This window comes from Ruegeria sp. AD2(2025), from assembly GCF_056542385.1.
Map to the genome: position 1 here is coordinate 17,535 of NZ_JBQFZS010000017.1, position 18,783 is coordinate 36,317.

16 protein-coding genes and 1 pseudogene are annotated in these 18,783 nt (G+C 53.1%); 7 read left to right on the forward strand and 10 right to left on the reverse strand.

All coding sequences use genetic code 11. The features are described 5' to 3' along the window. Nucleotides 1–14: 14 nt before the first annotated feature. Nucleotides 15–3,539 (reverse strand): SIR2 family NAD-dependent protein deacylase, encoded by a 3,525-nt coding sequence (locus ACR1XV_RS20485; RefSeq protein ID WP_480534766.1) that lies wholly within the window; start codon nt 3,537–3,539, stop codon nt 15–17. Nucleotides 3,540–3,862: 323 nt separating this feature from the next. Between ACR1XV_RS20485 and ACR1XV_RS20490 the strand changes: the two genes are divergently transcribed. Together ACR1XV_RS20490 and ACR1XV_RS20495 are read left to right on the forward strand one after the other, a co-directional pair. Continuing rightward, nucleotides 3,863–4,144 (forward strand): HlyU family transcriptional regulator, encoded by a 282-nt coding sequence (locus ACR1XV_RS20490; RefSeq protein WP_480534768.1) that lies wholly within the window; start codon nt 3,863–3,865, stop codon nt 4,142–4,144. Between the two features lie 380 nt (nt 4,145–4,524). After that, a complete protein-coding gene (locus tag ACR1XV_RS20495; RefSeq protein ID WP_480534770.1) occupies nt 4,525–4,719 on the forward strand; it encodes a WGR domain-containing protein in 195 nt (64 codons plus the stop codon). 109 nt (nt 4,720–4,828) lie between these two features. Here ACR1XV_RS20495 and ACR1XV_RS20500 read toward each other — a convergent pair. The 8 genes and pseudogenes from ACR1XV_RS20500 to ACR1XV_RS20535 form a co-directional block, all read right to left on the reverse strand. Further along, nucleotides 4,829–5,472 (reverse strand): annotated as a pseudogene (locus ACR1XV_RS20500) (transposase); the annotation flags it as partial. Between the two features lie 172 nt (nt 5,473–5,644). After that, nucleotides 5,645–7,042, reverse strand: coding sequence for an amidohydrolase family protein (locus ACR1XV_RS20505; RefSeq protein ID WP_480534772.1), 1,398 nt, complete (start codon nt 7,040–7,042; stop codon nt 5,645–5,647). Beyond that, complete coding sequence (locus ACR1XV_RS20510; RefSeq protein ID WP_480534774.1) at nt 7,039–8,031, reverse strand: ABC transporter substrate-binding protein; 993 nt, start codon at nt 8,029–8,031, stop codon at nt 7,039–7,041. The genes ACR1XV_RS20505 and ACR1XV_RS20510 overlap by 4 nt, the downstream gene beginning before the upstream one ends. Nucleotides 8,032–8,054: 23 nt before the next feature. Continuing rightward, the gene (locus tag ACR1XV_RS20515) at nt 8,055–8,864 is read right to left on the reverse strand and encodes an ABC transporter ATP-binding protein (protein ID WP_480534776.1); all 810 of its coding nucleotides are present in this window, start codon (nt 8,862–8,864) and stop codon (nt 8,055–8,057) included. Beyond that, on the reverse strand, nt 8,861–9,607 hold the full coding sequence (locus ACR1XV_RS20520) for an ABC transporter permease (protein ID WP_480534778.1): 747 nt from the start codon (nt 9,605–9,607) through the stop codon (nt 8,861–8,863). Before ACR1XV_RS20520 ends, ACR1XV_RS20515 begins: the two co-directional genes overlap by 4 nt. A 15-nt stretch (nt 9,608–9,622) precedes the next feature. Then, nucleotides 9,623–10,375, reverse strand: a complete 753-nt coding sequence (locus ACR1XV_RS20525; RefSeq protein WP_480534780.1) for a sulfite exporter TauE/SafE family protein — start codon at nt 10,373–10,375, stop codon at nt 9,623–9,625. Between the two features lie 21 nt (nt 10,376–10,396). Beyond that, nucleotides 10,397–11,152 (reverse strand): GntR family transcriptional regulator, encoded by a 756-nt coding sequence (locus ACR1XV_RS20530; RefSeq protein WP_480534782.1) that lies wholly within the window; start codon nt 11,150–11,152, stop codon nt 10,397–10,399. 1,205 nt (nt 11,153–12,357) lie between these two features. Next, nucleotides 12,358–12,855, reverse strand: a complete 498-nt coding sequence (locus ACR1XV_RS20535) for an N-acetyltransferase family protein (protein ID WP_480534784.1) — start codon at nt 12,853–12,855, stop codon at nt 12,358–12,360. A 179-nt stretch (nt 12,856–13,034) separates the two neighbouring features. On the opposite strand from ACR1XV_RS20535, the gene ACR1XV_RS20540 reads away from it, so the two are divergent. Next, complete coding sequence (locus ACR1XV_RS20540) at nt 13,035–13,421, forward strand: hypothetical protein (RefSeq protein ID WP_480534786.1); 387 nt, start codon at nt 13,035–13,037, stop codon at nt 13,419–13,421. A gap of 132 nt (nt 13,422–13,553) precedes the next feature. Here the strand turns inward: ACR1XV_RS20540 and ACR1XV_RS20545 are convergent, their stop codons facing one another. Then, complete coding sequence (locus ACR1XV_RS20545) at nt 13,554–14,357, reverse strand: DNA helicase (protein ID WP_480534788.1); 804 nt, start codon at nt 14,355–14,357, stop codon at nt 13,554–13,556. A gap of 288 nt (nt 14,358–14,645) precedes the next feature. Here ACR1XV_RS20545 and ACR1XV_RS20550 point away from each other — a divergent pair, with 288 nt between their 5' ends. From ACR1XV_RS20550 to ACR1XV_RS20565, 4 genes are read left to right on the forward strand one after another with little or no spacing between them, the layout of a single operon-like run. After that, complete coding sequence (locus ACR1XV_RS20550; RefSeq protein WP_480534790.1) at nt 14,646–15,209, forward strand: recombinase family protein; 564 nt, start codon at nt 14,646–14,648, stop codon at nt 15,207–15,209. A gap of 10 nt (nt 15,210–15,219) precedes the next feature. Further along, the gene (locus ACR1XV_RS20555) at nt 15,220–16,830 is read left to right on the forward strand and encodes a transposase family protein (RefSeq protein WP_480534798.1); all 1,611 of its coding nucleotides are present in this window, start codon (nt 15,220–15,222) and stop codon (nt 16,828–16,830) included. A gap of 35 nt (nt 16,831–16,865) precedes the next feature. Beyond that, nucleotides 16,866–17,822 carry an ExeA family protein gene (locus ACR1XV_RS20560; protein ID WP_480534792.1) on the forward strand — a complete coding sequence of 319 codons (957 nt, stop codon included), beginning with the start codon at nt 16,866–16,868 and terminating at the stop codon, nt 17,820–17,822. A gap of 2 nt (nt 17,823–17,824) precedes the next feature. Further along, complete coding sequence (locus ACR1XV_RS20565; RefSeq protein ID WP_480534794.1) at nt 17,825–18,526, forward strand: UPF0149 family protein; 702 nt, start codon at nt 17,825–17,827, stop codon at nt 18,524–18,526. The last annotated feature ends 257 nt before the right edge of the window (nt 18,527–18,783 follow it).

Sequence of the window (18,783 nt, forward strand, 5' to 3'; positions counted from 1 at the left end):
CGAGGGTCGTCGTACTATGTGTTGATGGCGCGCACTTCCGGTAAAGGATCATTGTTGAGCTGCGCGTCTATTTCCTTCAGCAGGTCATCTTGCTTCCCTAGCAGCGATGTTAACCTGTGGATACGTTTTCTAACGAGGGGCAAATCAGCAAGTGAAGGAACTTCAAGGCGACCCTGATCGTATCGATACTCCTCCATCAGGGCAGGAAGCGCAGCCACAACTCGCTCTCGGTTAGCCAAGCTCAAGCGTTCAGCGGAAACAAGATCGCCGATCAGATGGAGTGCATTGCTTAACCCAGGTTGGGTGCGCTGTTCGATGGCGTGCATCAAGAGTTCAACAATCGCGACGCTATTCTGACTCTCGAAAGCTTCACCTTGGGTGTACTGCATCATCGCGACATACGCCGGGTAGACACGTTCTGGGTCTCGGCTGGCCAGCGCTAGCCGCACGAGCGAAAGTGCAAAGCTAGCATGTTCAGGAAAAAGCCGCTCAATCTGGTACGCAACCGCTACCAGTTGAGGCAACCTTTGGTAGCTTTCTTTGGTAGTAAGGCTCAAACTAATGTCTTCGTCAGCGATTGTTTGAGGGGCAATCCTTGGCAGAAGCGTTCGCGCCAGAACTTCACCAATTTCACGCGCTGTAATTCGATTAAGGCCGGTATCGCCGGACATTGCTATATCGAAATCAGATCGCCCTTCCATGCTGGTCGGAGTCCAGTCAAGACATGCAGAGATACAGGACGCTAGCGTTGCCTCGTCTAGCAGAAAGTCTCCAATTTTTAGACCAATTCTGAGGTTCATCAGTAGATCATGGCTGACGCTACCTTGGGCAACAGCATCGATGATATTCGTTTGAAAAAGTTCTAATGCCCGTTTGCGGTCGGGCAGTTCAATAAATAGCCACGGATGCAAATCAGTGTCGGATGGCCATCCACTCTTACCCGTTCTATTCCAAATTGCGTCTCGAAGAGCGTTCGCCTGAAGCTCAGAGAGCTTTTCTGCCTTAAACAAAATATGAAGACGCCGAATTGCGCGTCCACGGTCCCGCTTTTGCCCATCTTCTACGTGAGAGATCAGTTCGTCTATGCGAAGCGAAGTAGACATTGATATTTTAAGACCATTCGCATCTTGATCAGAGAAAGCATCGATTGGCTCTGGCCAATCGCGTTCAATCGCCGTTGCACCACCCTCGGCTGGGAGCTTAAGGTCAATGGCCGCGAGTAATGCACTTTCTCTTTCGGCTAAGGTCATCGCCTCAACAGCCGATTCCATGACCGAGTTGCTTGCAGCATAACCGCCCCACCAAATGGCTGGCTTTTCGAGCAACGAAATGGCCCACAGAAACAAATCCAACGCTTTCTTAGATTCCGCACGGATGACAATTCTTGCCAACACCTCCAGAAGGAAGGCGAGATGATTGTTCCCGTTTCTGGTGTCACTCAAAGCTCGCAAACGATCTACACGTTTCTGAATTCCCTCAAGCAATTGCTCGATAGCTTCCATACTTAGCTGCGCGACCTTCGTGCGCGGCAACACCCAATCGAGTATCTTTTTGTCCGACCCACGATAGCGAGCCAAAAATGTCATTAAGTCGTCTTCGTCGGGATTTGTGATAGCCCTATAAGCCGTTTCGAAACGGGTGGAAAACACGTCAAAGTTCGAAATGGTCTCAGGTGCGCCTGTGCGCTCTATGAGTTCAAGCAATCCATAGAAGGGGCATTCGTCATCCCCACTGACGCGGATTGTGCCGTCAGGTCTGTAGCTGCCGGGTTTAAAGGATAACAACCAAGGTTCGCTATCCTTCCTATTGCGGTCAATCCGCTTAGTGGTCAGACTATCATAGCGCGAAATAGTTTCCCATGGGTCTGCTTTGGCACCAAGGAAACGCATGCGTGTTTCGTCGGTTTCATCATCTGGGAAGCTGTAAGGGTCATCGCTCAGCGCCGATTTTGAACAACGATGATAGTGCGATGCCCAACCTTCCAACGAAATGAGCCACGCAGACTTTGGATCAGCGACTTGCTTTTGTCTGATCCGCAAAAGCGCAGCTTGATATAGTTCGGCAGCATCGCGGTGGTGATATAGAGTTGCCAACAGACCGGCGCGCCGCATCATCCAAAGCGGTTCTTCAGATTTAAGGCTATTGGCAGCTGTCAAGACTGCAGCATCATCCCACTGCAAGAGGGCTCGCTGACCAGTTTCATAGGCATACGCAAGTCGCCCTTCTTCGCTGGAGATAGCTTGTAGCCGCTCCATCCAGACGGCCCACTTGGTCCAATCCTGAAATCTACGCCATTCCGTCGCACAGGCCACGCATAAGGCGGTGCGCTCAGGTGATGAGAGATTTGAGTGTTCAGCTTCGTAATGTTGGTCTGCTTCTTCAAGGTCGTTCTGGAAAATCCAGATACAGGCTGTTCGATGTCGCCAGATTTTTTCGGCCGCAAATCTCAAGTGTGCTTCAGGCGTTTCAGGACCTTTTTTCAACGTCGGCAAGCTGTAGGTAAGTGAATTCGTTTGTCGAACTGGACCAATGATCCAACCAGGGTAAGACATGCGATCTCTGGCCCATGTCTCTGCGACTTCTTTTCTGCTCGCCTTCTCGTGATCTGGTGCGTTCGGAGGCGCTGAAAAACGATCCGGTGACTTCACCCACTCGAATGGGGACGACGGTTTGGCAATGTTTAGAGCTTCAAAAAAAATCTCAAGTGCTCGCTCGTGCTTTTCGCTGCTGTGGACCGCTTTGACCAATGGTCCCAAATCAATAGGTGTCACGTTTCGTGCTTCGAGAAGGGCTCTAGCGGGTGGCGTGAGGTTCAATGAGCCAATTAGCCTAATCCGACGTGTCGATGCTCCCAACGTATCGCGAGCCCAGCCGCTCCAAGCAAGAAAGTTTGGGTCAACACCAGAAAAACCTATGAGACAAAGTTCATGTTCAAGCATGACCTGCTGAGCAAGATTTACAAACGGAGCAAATTTTACTGGATAGGTGCGAAATTCGTCCTCTGTAAAAATGAACGGCTTGTGTGACGGCAAAGACCCGTGAAGCTTGATGATGCGCGGAGTTGCTTGATGCGCAATATCCTGCACAGTCCTGACGCAGCTATAAACACGATCAGGTGTTTCGGGCATCGTTCGCTCAAGCAGTGTATCCCAGTTTGTGGTCAACACGTCCTGCCACGGTAATTCTAGTAGTTGTTTATGCAAGGGACCCGGCGACCACCGTTCGTCTGGCACAAGCTCACGGATCAACCGATCTAAACCATCCTCTCCATGAAGAGTTTGATATTCCTGAGCCAAGCGCAAAGCATCGGGTGCATAACCCGATTTGTACCCTAGCGCGATCTCCATACGAGACTTGAAATCGCCCCACAGGGGTGGGGTCGGTGCTGTCGGCTCGCGTAGACAGGCTCTACTAAAACCCGAGCCGACCATAACAGCTGCCTGCTTTTCCCAGAGAGCCTTAGCGAAACTCTCAAATGCTGGAAAATCTGGAAGTCTATCGAAACCTTCAGGCCAGTTGCCGTTCGAAATGGAACTCAATGTCTCGCCTCAATTAGATCCATTAGCAGAATAGCAGAGGAAGTAACCACGGGCTACACGCCTATCGCGAGTGTCCCGCGAATGTCCAGTCTGACGGGCTGCACCGCTGCATTGTAGACGGCTGTCCAATGTCGGCTTAGGGCCGTTCCATGCAATGGAGTGTGGTGCGTAGGGCTTGGCTTTCGCCGTGGACTGGGACCTTCAGACCATGCACCAAGCATGTTATCGGATTGATGACCGGTGACCTGATCTCACGACCTGCTTCATCCTAGCCTTCAGCGGCGTTATCCTCCGGTTCGAGCTACATTGAAAGGAGCTGCCCAATGTCCTTGTTCTCAAAACTCTTCGGTGGCGGCGAAAAGTCTGATCCACAGCCGGTCTCTTACAAAGGGTTCGAGATATTCCCTGACCTGATGACTGAGGGTGGCAAATACCGCCTGTTGGCCCGTATCGAAAAAACTATCGACGAAGATCGCAAGACTCACACAGTGATCCGGGCGGATGTCTTTGAAAGCCGGGACCAGGCCGAAAGTTTCAGTATCGCCAAGGCGAAGCAGGTAATTGACGAGCAGGGTGAACGCATTTTCGGCCCAGGAACCCGGTAGCCTGAAACCGGCTCCACGATCAGTGGGTACCAAGAAAGCGGCTTCTTACAAGTCACCGCCGTGTAGTTTCCAACCCACAAGTACGACTCCAGTCCCTTCACGCAGAAAAGGGCTTTCCATTCAACGTATTGGCCAACCAGGCGAGACAACCAGTTGGCAAACCTCACGCATACAGGTGAATCTCTAGTCGAAGATGACGCAATTGTACGTGCAACGGTAGCGAAGGTCGGTGCCAGATTCTATTGAGGATCAAAATCTTTCTTAAAGAACTGATCTGGCAATGTTATTGGACAGACGCGCTGAATTCGCCGACAATCACATCATGGAGCTGTCAGCAACCACACCTGCCCACCTGATCCATGTGGGCCCCCGACGTCAACATGGCGCGGTTCTATGGAATAGAATGGCAGCCGACGCTGTTTGGCGAAGTGTCCGTCCTTCGTACCTGGGGACGTATTGGGACAAACGGGCAAGCCATGATGGTGACGTATGAAGACGAAGCCCAGGCCAATGAAGCGCTCCAGACACTCAAAAAGCAAAAGCGCCGTCGAGGGTACGTTCCGGTCGGTGAGTGACTTCGGGTTGTAATCTGTTTCCATAGTAAATCCCGAGCCAGTTGGCTCGTGACCGGGCTCTAGGTTTCAGCCGGCATGCCGGCTTCCACCCAGAACACCCCAGCATGATCTCCCTGAAGCGAACTGCCAACTCACGCGGGGAAAGCTCACTTTCCTTCAGGGCCAGGTCCTTGATCTTCTCGCGCACTGGCGTGGGAATGCGGTTCCAGACCCGTGATGGCTTGGGACTACGATCCTCAAGCGCCTCAGGACCACCCGACGGATACCGGTCATACCAGCGATAGAAGGTGGTCTTCGGGATGCTCAGCTTTTCCAAAGTGCGCTTGGTCGGCAGATGCGAGCCTTCGACGAGGCGGATGATCTCCAGCTTTTCAGACGCAGGGTATCTCATTCGCTGTCGTCCCCATCCGCGATCATGCTTTTTTTGAGTAGGCGCAATTCCAAGGCCTGTTCGGCAACCACCTCCTTCAGATCACGGGCTTCCCGTCTCAGATCCTTCACTTCGGTGGGAGTTGCCGCGCGAGCCGTGTCGCCTGCCAGACGTTTCTTGCCGGCTTCCAGGAATTCCTTGGACCAGCTGTAATAAAGGCTCTGCGCGATGCCCTCTCGACGGCACAGCTCCGCAATGCTGTCCTCGCCCTTCAGACCGTCCAGCACGATCCTGATCTTCTCTTCTGCGGAGTACTGTTTGCGGGTCACACGGCGAATGTCTTTTACGACCTTCTCACCGCGGCTCTGCTTGGTTCCGGTCATGCGCTTCGTTTGATCCACTGGATCAAACGCGTAACGCTTTGACCTATCTCATCTCCACTCCTTGGCGGTTACGACGAGCCAGAAAACCTCTCTTATCAAATCGACCTAAACCGTCCCATTGGTGCTGACGTCAGACATACAGCAGTAGTTGATCATCCTAAGTATTACATTTTCAGTTGGTCCTGTATCCTTCGCTGTTCCCGTGCAATCGTACAATTTCCGCTTCTTCGATTGATGCAATACCATGCCCCAGTCTTGTATCGACGAACTCCTTGGCATCAAAACGAGTTGCCTCACCCTGAATCACCACTGGTTCACCGTCGACGACCGTGGCAACAATATCGGCTCGGTCATAGTACCGAACCAGTTCCCAAGTGAAGTCCCAGGAAGGAAGTACTTCCGGCCCAGTTTGGTTTAATATCAGGAAATCTGCACGGAGACCTGGTTCAAGCGCGCCAATTGTCTTGTCGAGCATGGCAGCGGATGCACCTACGTGGAAGGCTGCGTCCGTCCAACGCCATGCGGCACCACATGAAAAATCATCCCTCTGAATCCCATACACTAGTCGTTGGCCCGTTTCCGCTGCATCTATCATACGAAATCCATCATTTCGCGTTGCATCGGATCCCAATCCAACCCTAATTCCCGCTTCGATGAAATCTAACACCGGCGCCACATTGTTTCCTTTCCAGAAGCTTGCGACTGGATTGTAGGCGACAGCGGTGTCGGTTTCGGCCATCATTCTGATTTCTTCCGGGGTTGCGAGTGTCGCGTGAGCAATCAGCGTCGTTGGTCCCAGAACGTCTAAGTCGTGCAGAAGTTGCAGTGGCCGTCTACCAGTTGCCTCAATCGAGGCGTGCACTTCAAGTGTATGCTCGTTTGCATGGATCTGAAACAGTATCTCTCGCTCCCGGCAGAAGTTCGAAAGCGATTGAATCATTTCCTGACTGTTTGACTGCACAGTTCCGCAGGCCAGTGACGGGTAAACGCGCGGAAACGGGTCACATGCCTTGATATGCGCTTCGGCGATCTCAATGGCGTCGTCAATAGTGCTGTTTGCATCCGGTGTTCTGGCGGATGTTTCGAAGTTCTTCAAATCATACGCACCGGTTGACGACACAAGTCTAATCCCAGCGTCATCGGCCGCTCTGTGCACTGCATCTGCGATCTCTGCATTTCTGACGCCGTGTTCCACAATCGTGGTCACACCCCCTCGGAGCGCCTCAAGAAAGGTCCACTTTGCTCCATCGTAAGCGCTTTCAGGGGTCGTTGCAGCCTCCAAGGGCAACCAAATTCTTTTCCACATCTGGGCAGGTTCGCCGCCAGTCAGAGCCTTGGCAAAAGGTTCTATGACGTGGTGGTGAACATCAATAATCCCAGGTGTTATCGCCACGCGTCCAAGATCGAAGATGGGTGACTGACCCCTGTATTCCTGTTGAGATCCTGCAAAAGTTATCACACCATCTTTTACAGCGACGATCCCATTCGTGATCGGTCCGCTTCGGAGCATTACGGTGTTGGCTCTGAGTGCGTACTCAGAGCCAAACGCTTTCAAATTGACATTGTTCATTTGAGTTGAACGCGCTCTTTGTCAATGCCGCCAATGAACTGATCGGCAATGTAGCTACGGAACAATGCCTCGCTTGCTGGCTCCGTGATCACTCCATTCCGATTAATCCATTCACCCTCCTGCACCATCAAAGGAAGAAGCTCGGCATTGATGGCCAGTTCATATTTATAGTCAGGCAGTTTCGCTTGCACGGTCTCCACCGTAAGGGCCCCGCCGGTCGCTTCACTGATAACCCGAACAGTTTCCGCATCGTCTTCGAGTAGTTCATCGGCTGCGATCAAAGCACGCAGAACGTTTACGACGCCCTCCGGATTGTTTTCGGCAAATTCCTTGGACGCGCAGATAACAAACTGACCGTTGTATTCGGGTGCTGCAACTTCACCATAGCTGTCTCCAAGCGCTTGCTGGGCCATCGGGTAAAAGAAGTCAAACATCACTGCCGCGTCAACATCTCCCCGAACCAAAGCGGGCACCATGTCACCGGGGGCGACGTTGACCATTTCTGCTTCGACACCTGCAGCGCCAAGCACCGTCTCTGCAAGAAACTGCATATTTGTTCCCATCGTGACACCGAGTTTCCGACCCTGTAGATCAGCAACCTCGCTTACACCCAAACTCGTGTTGAAAATAACTCGGTTGCCGGAGAACACCGTTGAAGAGGCCAAGAGAACAAAATCCTGGTTTCGCATTGCTGCTGTGACCGCAGGCAGCTCCGCCAGCGATGCAATTTCCGCGCCGCCGTTCAGCAACGCTTCGAGGGCCTCACGACCTGTCGGAAAAGTCACTGATATTGGATTGATGCCGTTTGCTTTAAACAGCCCTTTATCCAATGCCATAGGGATCTGGGGGGATGCCGGCCCGGGTGTCCATGCGATCCGAACGTCGGTATCTGCAGCAAACGCTTTCGTTGCGCCGAATGACGCAGACAAAGTCGCAGCGGCCGCAAGCGATGAGAATGTACGGCGATTAATCATAGTTGGTTTAGTCATGATGCTTCCCTGTGTTTTGGAGGTTAGTTAAGGTTTTGAGCCGCGTCTTCGGCAGCTTTTTGGGGATCCAGTAGATGACCCAAAACTTTCGCACGTACGGCCAGCTGGTTCTTCGAAGGTTCAGTAGCCGACCTTGGACGTTCGTCCGTCAGATCGAAGGTATCCACGATTCGTCCTGGGCCCGGTGCCATCACGTGCACACGATCCGCCAAGTACAGCGCTTCGTCGACGTCGTGAGTAACAAACATCACGGTTACTTTGTGACGATCCCATTCCTGCAACAGAAGCTTGTGCATCGTTATGCGGGTTAGCGCGTCCAATGCGCCGAACGGTTCGTCCATCAGCAGGACTTTGGGTGTCGCAGCAAAGACCCTTGCGAGCGCGACACGTTGTTTCATTCCTCCTGACAACTCACCGGGATAACGCTCTAAATGATCTTTGAGACCAACTTCATGCAATGCTTCTTCAGCACGGTCACGCCGTTCGGATTTTGATAGTCCGAGTCTCTTTAATGCAAACTCAACGTTGCCTAGAGCGCTGAACCATGGGAAAAGCGCATATTGCTGGAAGACAACCCCTACATCAGGAGTGGGTTTCGTGATAAGATCACCGTCAACAGTGACGCTGCCACTTGACGCTTGATGAAATCCCGCAATCATATTCAATAGCGTGGATTTGCCGCAGCCAGATGATCCTACAAGTGCGGTGAAAGTCCCAGGCTCCAGAACAAAACTCGTTTCAGAGAGAGCAAGAAAGGGTGATGCACCCTTAGCTCCATACGTGACGCTGGCTTTGTCCACAACCACGCGACCTGACAATACTGGCTCTGTCATAGCTGCTCCCAATGAATTAGTTTACGCCCGATAACCACCATGGCGTAGTCCAGCATCGCGCCAAGAACGCCGAGTTCTATTAATCCGACGAACATCCGGTCAACGCGGATAAACTGGCGAGACTCTTGCAAACGATATCCGATCCCGCCTGATGCACCCGTTAACTCAGCGGCAACAAGGCTCAGAAATGCTACGGCAGCAGCGAGCCGGAACCCGGCCATTATGTGAGGCGACGCAGCAGGGATAACAACCTCGACGAACTCCCTCATTTTCGAAGCGCCCAGCGAACGAGCGGCTTTAATGTAAGTAGGAGCCACGAGTGACATACCGTGGTGTGTGTTTAACCAAACGGCTAAGAAAACCGTGTACGAGATCACAAAGTACTTAGAGCCCTCACCGATGCCGAACCAGACGATTGCAATTGGTACGAGTGCAATTGCCGGTATTGGGCGAAACAACGTCAGCACGGGGCTGATTGTCACGTTTATGACATGTACACGCGATGTCAGCAGGCCAACCACCAGACCAAGAATCGATCCAATGCAGAAGCCGATTGCAACGCGGCTGAGAGAGATTGTTAGATCTGACCACAGTACCCCTGCGGAGGCTAGCTCGATTGCTGCCTTCAGAACCTGTGGAGGTGGTGGAAAAAACAGGGGATTCACGATGCCAGTGTAAGATACTATCCACCACAGCCCGATAAATGCCCCGATAGAAAGAGTTGAGATCAGTGTTTTGCTCATACGGTTAGGTCTCTCCTATTGTAGTTGTGAGATGAAGCCCACGAGGGAGGCTAGAGCGCTGAAAAACAAAATTGCCAAAGATATCCTCTTTGCCCGGTTGTCTGAAACTCGTTTTGCCAACCGCAATCCAATCTCCGTGCCTAGAAAACTCACTGGAATGCCTAGCCCGATCAAAAGTAGAGACGGTGTTTCGTAGACTTTCGACCATAGTCCTGCCGCGACTGTGAGGATCCCGCTTATTGGAAAAAACGCGAGCATTGTTGCTCGTGCTACGTCGCGATGCCCGTTGCCACTGAGAATAAAAAGTATGATCGGTGGACCGCTCATGCCTGTTGACCCATTGAGGAATCCCGAGACTAGCCCTACCGGAAATGCGAATGGTCGATGAGCCCCGCTTGCGGGGCGGGGCGGTTGTCGCCAAATGGCCACGACGCTTGCCATTACAAAGCAAGCCACTAATGGTCCAATCAGCGAAGCCGGTATCAAGTTCAATGAGAATAGACCCATCGGTAAGCCGAGAGCTGCGCCAAGGACAAGCTTGCTCAATAGAGAGCGATCCAGCGCATGCATGATCCTGGGAATGAAAGGTAGGATGTTGAAGAACTCGATTGCCAATATGACAGGGATTGTTGTTTTTAGTCCGATAATCAAACTCACCAAAGGCACAGCCGCCAGCGAAAATCCGAAGCCGCTGAACCCTCGCAAAATGGCGGCCATCAGGATGAACGCAAGCACGGCGGAAATGTCGAGGAATCCGCTTATTTGCATCCAATTCTCCACTCGCCGCAATCATCGATTGACACCTGGCGCAATTGGCTGACCTCTTTGAATGCTGATTTCATAGCGGAAGCGATCCGATCTATAGTAAAGAAATTCAAAATCTACCGGGACACCTGCTCTGTCGTAGGTCAGGCGCTCGATTCTCAGCACCGGTGATCCATCAGTAAGCTCGAGTAGATTGGCAAGTTGTGCGTCGGGCCTTGTGGCTTCAATACGCAAGCGCGCATGTCCCAAAGGACAATCAAGTTCGTCTTCCAAAAGAAGAAAAACATCTCTTGAGGCAAGATCCATCGTTGCAAGGGGTCTGCCGTATTCGACTGGAAGATAACTCACATCAACGGAAACGGGCTCTTCATTTAGGAAGCGAAGTCTGCGCAGCTTTACCACCGGGTCTCCGATAGCAATTGGTAAATTTGCGGCAACGGACGCGTTCGCAGGCTCTTCTTCGAGCGACAAAACCTCATTTCGTGTTCTGTGCCCATATGCCGACATTGCTTCATCAAATCCGGCAAGAACCGAAACATTTTGAGTGGCCTTCGTTTTGGCAACATAGGCGCCTTTTCCGTGAACTTTGATGATGCGCCCTTCGATCTTTAAGTCATCAAGCGCTCGTCGAACGGTTATCCGACTCACCCCAAAAATCTCGCAGAGCTCAGTTTCAGACGGTATCTTGCTTCCTTCAGGGAACTCGCCACTGCGGATCTCCTTTCGCAAGGCGCGTGTCACTTGGGCGTGGAGAGGGGTTGCGGTCGCTGGATCGGACATTCTCGGGTCATTTTCGCTGCTATCTTGATAAGTTGTTATAACATGTTATGACAAGTTGCAAGATGATTTCGTACTGTCGACTGTCGGCCGACCATCGTCGACCTGCGTCAAAATCTCCACACGTTTCAACTTACGCTCGCTCGTCAAAACCCATCGCTGTGAGCGACACTTGAACTGCGAATCCTATTCCTTCCGTGGGTGGGGGTACCGAAGCCGAAGCCTGGATCGACCCGGACAAAGAACCGACTTTCTACAGGCGCCAGGAGAGCTCTGCCCAGAAGCTTGGAATTTTAACCCGCTATCGACGCCATAGACAGATACATGCACGGGTTCGCCCGACTGGCCGTAAACCATCGACGTGGGTTCATAATAGACACTCTGACCTGGCGTGCGACCCCCCGGTGGGGCGGCCGAACTCGGGGCGGACCGGGGTGAGCTTAAAGAGGTCCATCGCGAGGGTGTCGCAACGCTGGTCAAGATGCGGGATGCCTCTCGCAGGTTTACCCTAACAAAGCGCTTGCTCGATCACACAGCGATATCCCTGAAGGCAAGTTAATTGCAGCAAGAAGACCTTGGGGGCACCGCAGCAAAAGCACGCTTCGTCCGCGATCTGTGAGCTCGGCGCGGCTCGCCTTTTGCCCTTGCAGCGAATATCTTGTGTGGATGTCTCCTGCACAGCAAGACATTTTTGAGCCGATCGGGCGTCGGTCAGATGCGGTCGTGTGTCCGGCCTGTTAGCACAGCGCACGCGGCTGCTGGCCCTGATGGTTTCCGCTGACCAAATCCCAAACGGCAATACGGACAACATGGTGTCCCAGACATTCGACGGGGTGTCTTGGTTGGCGGGTTGACATTGCGCCATCATCTCAATGGTCTTGCGTCTCTTATGTTCCTTTTGTCAGTTTATGCCGCGTGGGATTGGTAACTGTAACGACCTGCAATCATAATCGTCTCGACCTGCAATCATCCTGATTTTCGGCCCGAATTATTTGCATCTATTGAAGGGGTCAAACCCGGATTATCTGCGAATGAACCCACATTATTTGCAACCAGCCTGCAATCATCGAGCCGAACCCAGATTACGTGCGAACGGCAGCCCGGTAGGAGAGCTTGGGTTGCTTGGGTTGAAAGATTGCTGCGCAGCAATGGCCGTTCGCGGCGCGGGTCATGAACTCGAAAGACGCGGGACAAAACCGACCTTGTATTTAGAGAGATTTGACCAACCGATGAAGTTCTTGTTGATTATTTCCAACCACGCTCATTCCACTTAGCCCAGTCGCAACAAAGCCTTCTCTTTCCCAGAAGGCACGGCCCTTTGGATTGATGGTCATTACTGCAAGATACAGGTTTCTGGCTCCGCCTGCTTTTGCAAGTCCCTCCACATGAGAGAGAAAGGTTTTTCCAATGCCCTGATTCCGCGCCCATGGGCCGAGCATCATAAGGCCGACATAGGCGTCACCAAGCTCTGGAAACCCAAAGAACAAATCGGCGATACCTGACAAACGTTCATCTAAAAACACACCCAAATGACGTGTCTCGTTCGGATCGCAGTTTGGCGGAATATCGTCGAAAAACTCTTTTGCTTTTTCGAGGCCAGGCGCATTTCCTTCCGCAGTTTCCCAATAATCTGGTGCCTCAGCGTAGAATGCTTCAACTCTGCTCAGGTCAGACCCTATATCAAGATTTCGTACTGTGATGGTCATGGCAAATCTTCTCCGAGCTTTTCCCGACGTTCTGGCCCGGCTTCCGGAGGTTGTCAATTTGGGCTCTCTCGTTGAATCCGCCGCGCAGACCACCAAGGGCTGGACTGCGGTAAACCGCCTTTGGGCCGCTTAGGAAACGAGGGTTTGACATCCGCAACCCACTTTGCAACAGCATGTCTATGCCATCTGGTTTCCAACCTCAGACCTATGCCGACCCAAAAGACAATGGCGGGTTCATCGAACCGGTGACCCCGAGCGATACCATGCGGTTACTGACGGCCTATATGCGCACGGATATCATCTCCTTGGTGCAGTACGCGGCGCGTCACCTCTATGACACGATGGACCAATCGCCGATTTACTCCGTGGTAATGGCACTCAACGAGGTCTTGAAGGTAACGGTAGAGAAAACCCCAGATTACACGCTGACCCGAAACCAGTACCATGTGGTCGAAGGACACCGATTTGATGTCTTGGCTGACTACGACCACGACCTGCGGTTAATCGCTCACCACCTCCAGCGCCTGGAATTGATCATCGCCGAGATTGAAGAAAACATGAGGTGACTGGCTAGAAATCGGATCAGAGCTATCTGGTCTAGCTGGTCCAACCGCCCCGGATCACATTACGTGCGAACGGTGGCAGTTCGCAACTCTGCGGACACTCAGCAAGTATCCGCAGCAAATCGTATCGCTTGACTACGCAGCTTGATCCATCTGAATTTCGCCGTTGTGCAAAAAGCAAACTTTGTCGAAAGCAGAAAGATCGAGTGGGTTGGGCAGCCTAACATCCGACAGGTCGGGCATGGGCTTGTCGCTAAGATCGAATGAGCGATCAATTTGCGAGATCATGGCGCAAATTGCGCCTGTAGCCTTCACGTATCTGCGTAGAGACCTGATCTGGTCGTCAAGGCTTGGATTGGTGCGCTTTTGATCCAGGAGTTGGAGATAATCAACCACGACAACAACGGGTTCACTAAAGAGTTCCAGGCAACTGATAACGTAGTCCGCAGACACCTCGTCTGACGTATCAACTATCATGGGATTTTGCTCGGACTTCGAATCGATCCCAAGAGCCGAGAACCGATCTTCAACGTCTCGTTCGTGATAATCAAGCGTGAAGAAAAACCCTTTCCGGCCGAGTTCTATTGCCCTTGAGGCCAATTCGAGTCCTAGAAGAGTCTTGCCATGGCCAGGTCTTGCGCCAACAAGGATCAGGTCTCCGGGTGCCAACTGCGATAGGATGGTCGTAACCGGCTTTTTTGTTGATGAAGACGATGCAAGATGGCTCCAACTTTGGAACCCTTCTTCAATGGCCTTTTGGTCGAGTGCCTCGTGCAAAGGGATACTTTTCTGACGCGCCAAGAGTTTGGCTTGTCGCTTCAACCGATAGATTGGAGCGGATAAGTGCATGTGCGTTCCTTCCTCTTTCGAGCCGCCACAGCAATCCCTCCTTATGCACGCGCCCGAACGAGACAGGTTCAAATTCGCTTCGCTCTGCATTTCAGATGCTTCCCGGATGGAGGGCGGAGGCCCGAGCAAGGCCCACAACAACCGTGTCTGATCCGGTCCTAAAATTCAACACTGAAAAACCGACACTCGCTGCGCGCTGAGGAATTGGGAGTTAGAGGCAGAGAGAAATGTATGGCGTTCAAGAAACGAGGGTTTCCTAGACGGCATACGACCGAGGTTTGTCCATCTTGATATCGCTTGATAATTTTGTCTGTTTACCCCGTCTGGAAATCACCGTATGCATTCGTGCAATCGAGTTGATTATTCAGACGGTTTTCCATGCTCATTGGCTATGCACGCGTATCGACCGAGGATCAGAGCCTTGCCTTGCAGCATGATGCATTGCGTGCCGCAGGCTGCGAGCGGATTTTCGACGATAAGGTGAGTGGCGCCAAAAGCGAGCGCCCAGGTTTGACCAAAGCCTTGGAACAGCTTCGGGGTGGCGACACCCTGGTTGTCTGGCGGCTGGATCGGATGGGGCGGTCTCTTAAAGATCTGATCGCCCGCGCCGAAGAACTGAAGAAAATGGGCGTCGGCCTGAAAAGCCTTCAGGAATCCATCGACACCACATCAAGCGGTGGTCAGCTCATCTTCCATATGTTCGGCGCACTGGCCGAGTTCGAGCGCAACCTGATCCGGGAACGCACACAAGCTGGTCTAACGGCGGCACGGGCACGCGGGCGCAAGGGCGGTCGTAAGAAGGTGTTGGATCACAAGAAACGGGCTCATGCCGTCCAACTCTACCATTCCCGTGAACACACAATCCCGGAGATTTGCAATCTGATGGGCATCTCACGGGCCACGCTCTATGCCTATGTTGATGAGTTTGCCGATGGCAAATAGAGGCATCCGCATTCCGGCCGAGACGCTGTTGGCGTTGAGAACCCGGTTGGCTGGACTGCCGTCGCGATCAGCAGCTCGGCGGGAGGAAATTGGCCGGATAGCGGATCTCTTTGGTGTCAGTTCGTCCACCGTCTATCGCGCCCTGAAATCACTGCATCAACCCAAGGGCCTTCGGCGAGCTGACCGTGGCAAGCCACGTGGCATCTCTGAGAAAGACATGGTGCGATATTGCGAGATCATTGCCGCGCTGAAAATACGGACGAGCAACAAGAAGGGGCGGCACCTCTCGACCAACCGGGCCATTGAGCTTCTGGAAGAACATGGTGTGGAAACGCCGGATGGTCACGTGCAGCCTGAGATGGGCCTGTTGAAACGTTCAACCGTAAATCGGTGGCTGAAAGATTGGGGTTTTGATCAGCCGCGTATGACACGCGCAACGCCAGCTGTCCGGTTTGAGGCCCGCCATTCCAATGCCTGCTGGCAATTCGATATCAGCCCGTCAGATCTGAAGCACATTGCGCAACCAGCCTGGGTGGACCCAAAGCGTGGTCAGCCGACGATGATGCTTTACAGCGTTGTGGATGATCGCTCCGGTACATCCTATCAGGAATACCGCTGTGTTTATGGCGAGGACGCCGAAAGCGCGCTGCGTTTCCTGTTCAACGCCATGGCCCCGAAGGAAGATACAGAGTTCCAGGGCATTCCCGAGATGATTTATCTCGACAACGGCCCCGTTGCGAAAAGCCTGGTGTTCCAGACTGTGATGGAACGGCTTGGCGTGGATTGGAAAACCCACATGCCTGCCGGGTCTGATGGTGCCCGCGTCACCGCTCGATCAAAGGGAAAGGTTGAGCGACCCTTCCGAACCGTGAAGGAAGCTCATGAAACGCTGTATCATTTCCATAAGCCTGAAACCGAAGCGGAAGCCAATCTCTGGCTGAGGAACTTCATCAGCAAATACAATGACAAGCCCCACCGCCGGGAACAGCACAGCCGGATTGAAGATTGGATTGCCAATCTCCCAGAGACCGGCATCCGTGAGATGTGTTCCTGGGAACGGTTCTGTGCCTTCGCGCGCGAACCGGAACGCCGCAAGGTCGCGGCTGATGCGCGGGTGTCGATTGATGGCGCATTCTACGAGGTCGATGGCGATCTGGCGGGCGAAGAGGTGCTACTATGGTGGGGTCTGTTCGATCACGAGTTGCTCGTGGAATGGAATGACAAGCGCTATGGTCCTTATCGACCTGAAGGCGGGCCAATTCCGTTGCACCGGTATCGCAAGCGAAAGCCGTCCCCTCGTGAAAAACGCGCCGAAGCGGTGGCCAAGCTGGCCGAACAGATCAGCCTACCGCGCGCAGCGCTGAGTGGCTCCGGTTTTGAGGTCGCCCCGGCTGAGGTGGTGCCCTTGCCCAAGGTCAAATTCACCGATCCGGACCCGTGGGGACAGATTGCTTATGAAAACGAGCTCAGTGCGCGACGGGGCATATCCTATCTTCTGGATCGACCGTTGGCGGAGCTTTCATCGGAAGACCGCACTTTCGTCGGTGAGCTGGTCGGCCGAACACTGAACAAGGCCGAAATTGAAGCGGCCATCAAAGAGCGTTTCCGGCGCGGGAAATAAGAAAGAGGGACGAGCAGGTGTTAAACAGGCAGGTCATGCAGCATTTCCACATCGAGCGTGTGTGGAGCCAGGCCGGGTATTTTGAAACCGAGCGGCTGGTCCAGTTCCGCGAGGATGTGATGGCTGCCATCATGGCCGGGGATCTGATCGCCATTTCCGGCCCGGTGGGCGTTGGCAAAACCGTGATGATCAATCGTCTTCAGGATCAGATCACCGCGGACAAGAAGATCATAGTGGCACGCAGCCTGTCAGTGGATAAGCCCCGCGTCGTACTGCCCGCCCTGATCACAGCGCTGTTTCTCGACATTACTGGCGATCCGGACATGAAGGTGCCTACCCAGCCTGAACGTCGGGAGCGGCTGCTTCAGGAGGCTGTGCGAAAAGCCAAGAAACCAATCGCTCTCTTCATCGACGAAGCCCATGATCTGCACGGCCATACGCTCAACGGGCTGAAACGACTGCGGGAAGTCATCAGTGCCGGTGGCGGTTCGCTGTCTGTTGTCTTGGTCGGCCATCCTCGGCTTCAGAACGACCTTCGCCGGGCCACGATGGAAGAGATCGGCCATCGGACGACAAAGTTCGAATTCAGCAGCATCGGGGATGAACGCCGGGAATTTGTATCCTGGCTTCTGGGGCAGTGTCTCGCGGATGACGTTGACCCATCAGATATCTTTGAAGACGCTGCACAGGAGTATCTTGCGGAGCGTCTATCTACGCCATTGCAATTTGCCGAGCATTTGAACCGCGCGTTCACCGATGCCTACCGCATGGGCGCAGATCAGGTCACGCGTGACATCGTTGAAGAAACCATCTCGGTCGGGTTCGACGATCTTGATGCCCGATTGTCCCGGATCGGTTACAGCCCCAAGGCGCTGGCCGATCTTACCGATACCCGCCTGCCCGAAATCCGACGCTTCCTCAAAGGGCAGCTGGACACGGACAGGACCGACGAACTCTCCACCCTCATGCGTAAGGCCGGGCTGCCGATATGACCATGAAATCTGAACTGTCTGATAACGAAGAGCAGCTATTGAGCGATTTCCTCGGCCGGGTGAAAGGTGGTGCAATCCCGAATATTGAAGCGCTCGACGGGTTCTTTGCCGCACTGGCCTGTTGCCCCGATCTGGTCATGCCAAGTGAATACATGCCCATTATCCAGACCGGTGAGACTGATGACGGTGATCTCGACTTCGAAAGCATGGAAGAAGCTGAGCAATTCATCGAATTGGTCAACCGGCACTGGAACCATGTGAACCAACAGCTCGATTCAAAAGAGGTCTACCTGCCGCTCCTGTTTGAAGATGAGCAGGGGAAGGTTCGGGCAAATCATTGGGCCCAAGGCTTCCTACTGGGCACCAACCTACGGCCAAATATCTGGCCAGAAATCATGGATGACGAAAACGAAGGCGGTGCCATGGTGCCAATCTGGGCGTTGGCCTATGAGCATCATGAAGATCCGGAGATGCGCCCCTATGACGAACCCATATCGGATGAAAGAAGAGAAGAGCTGGTTGTCAGCGCTGCCGCAGGCGTTATGCGGATGCACAGGTACTTTCTGAAACAACGCAATCTGTACACGCCGCCTGCCGGGACATTCACGCACCAGGGCGGGAAGGTCGGCCGAAATGAACCCTGTCCTTGTGGGTCCGGTAAGAAATTCAAACAGTGCTGCGGGCGGCGCTCTATGTTGCACTAAGCTCGTTCGCACGTAATCCGGGTTCAGTCGGATGATTGCAGGCTGGTTGCAAACAATGTGGGTTCATTCGCAGTTAATTTAGGTTTGATGCCTCGGATAGATGCATTTAATTCGGGCTGAAAATCACGATGATTGCAAGCCGAACCGATTATGTTTGCAGGTCAGTACACCTAGCGGTTCCTACCTTCACGTAGGTGTCTACGTGAAAGGAACAAACGGAACACGCTGTCTATGCTCGGCCAATGAAACCAGCTCAT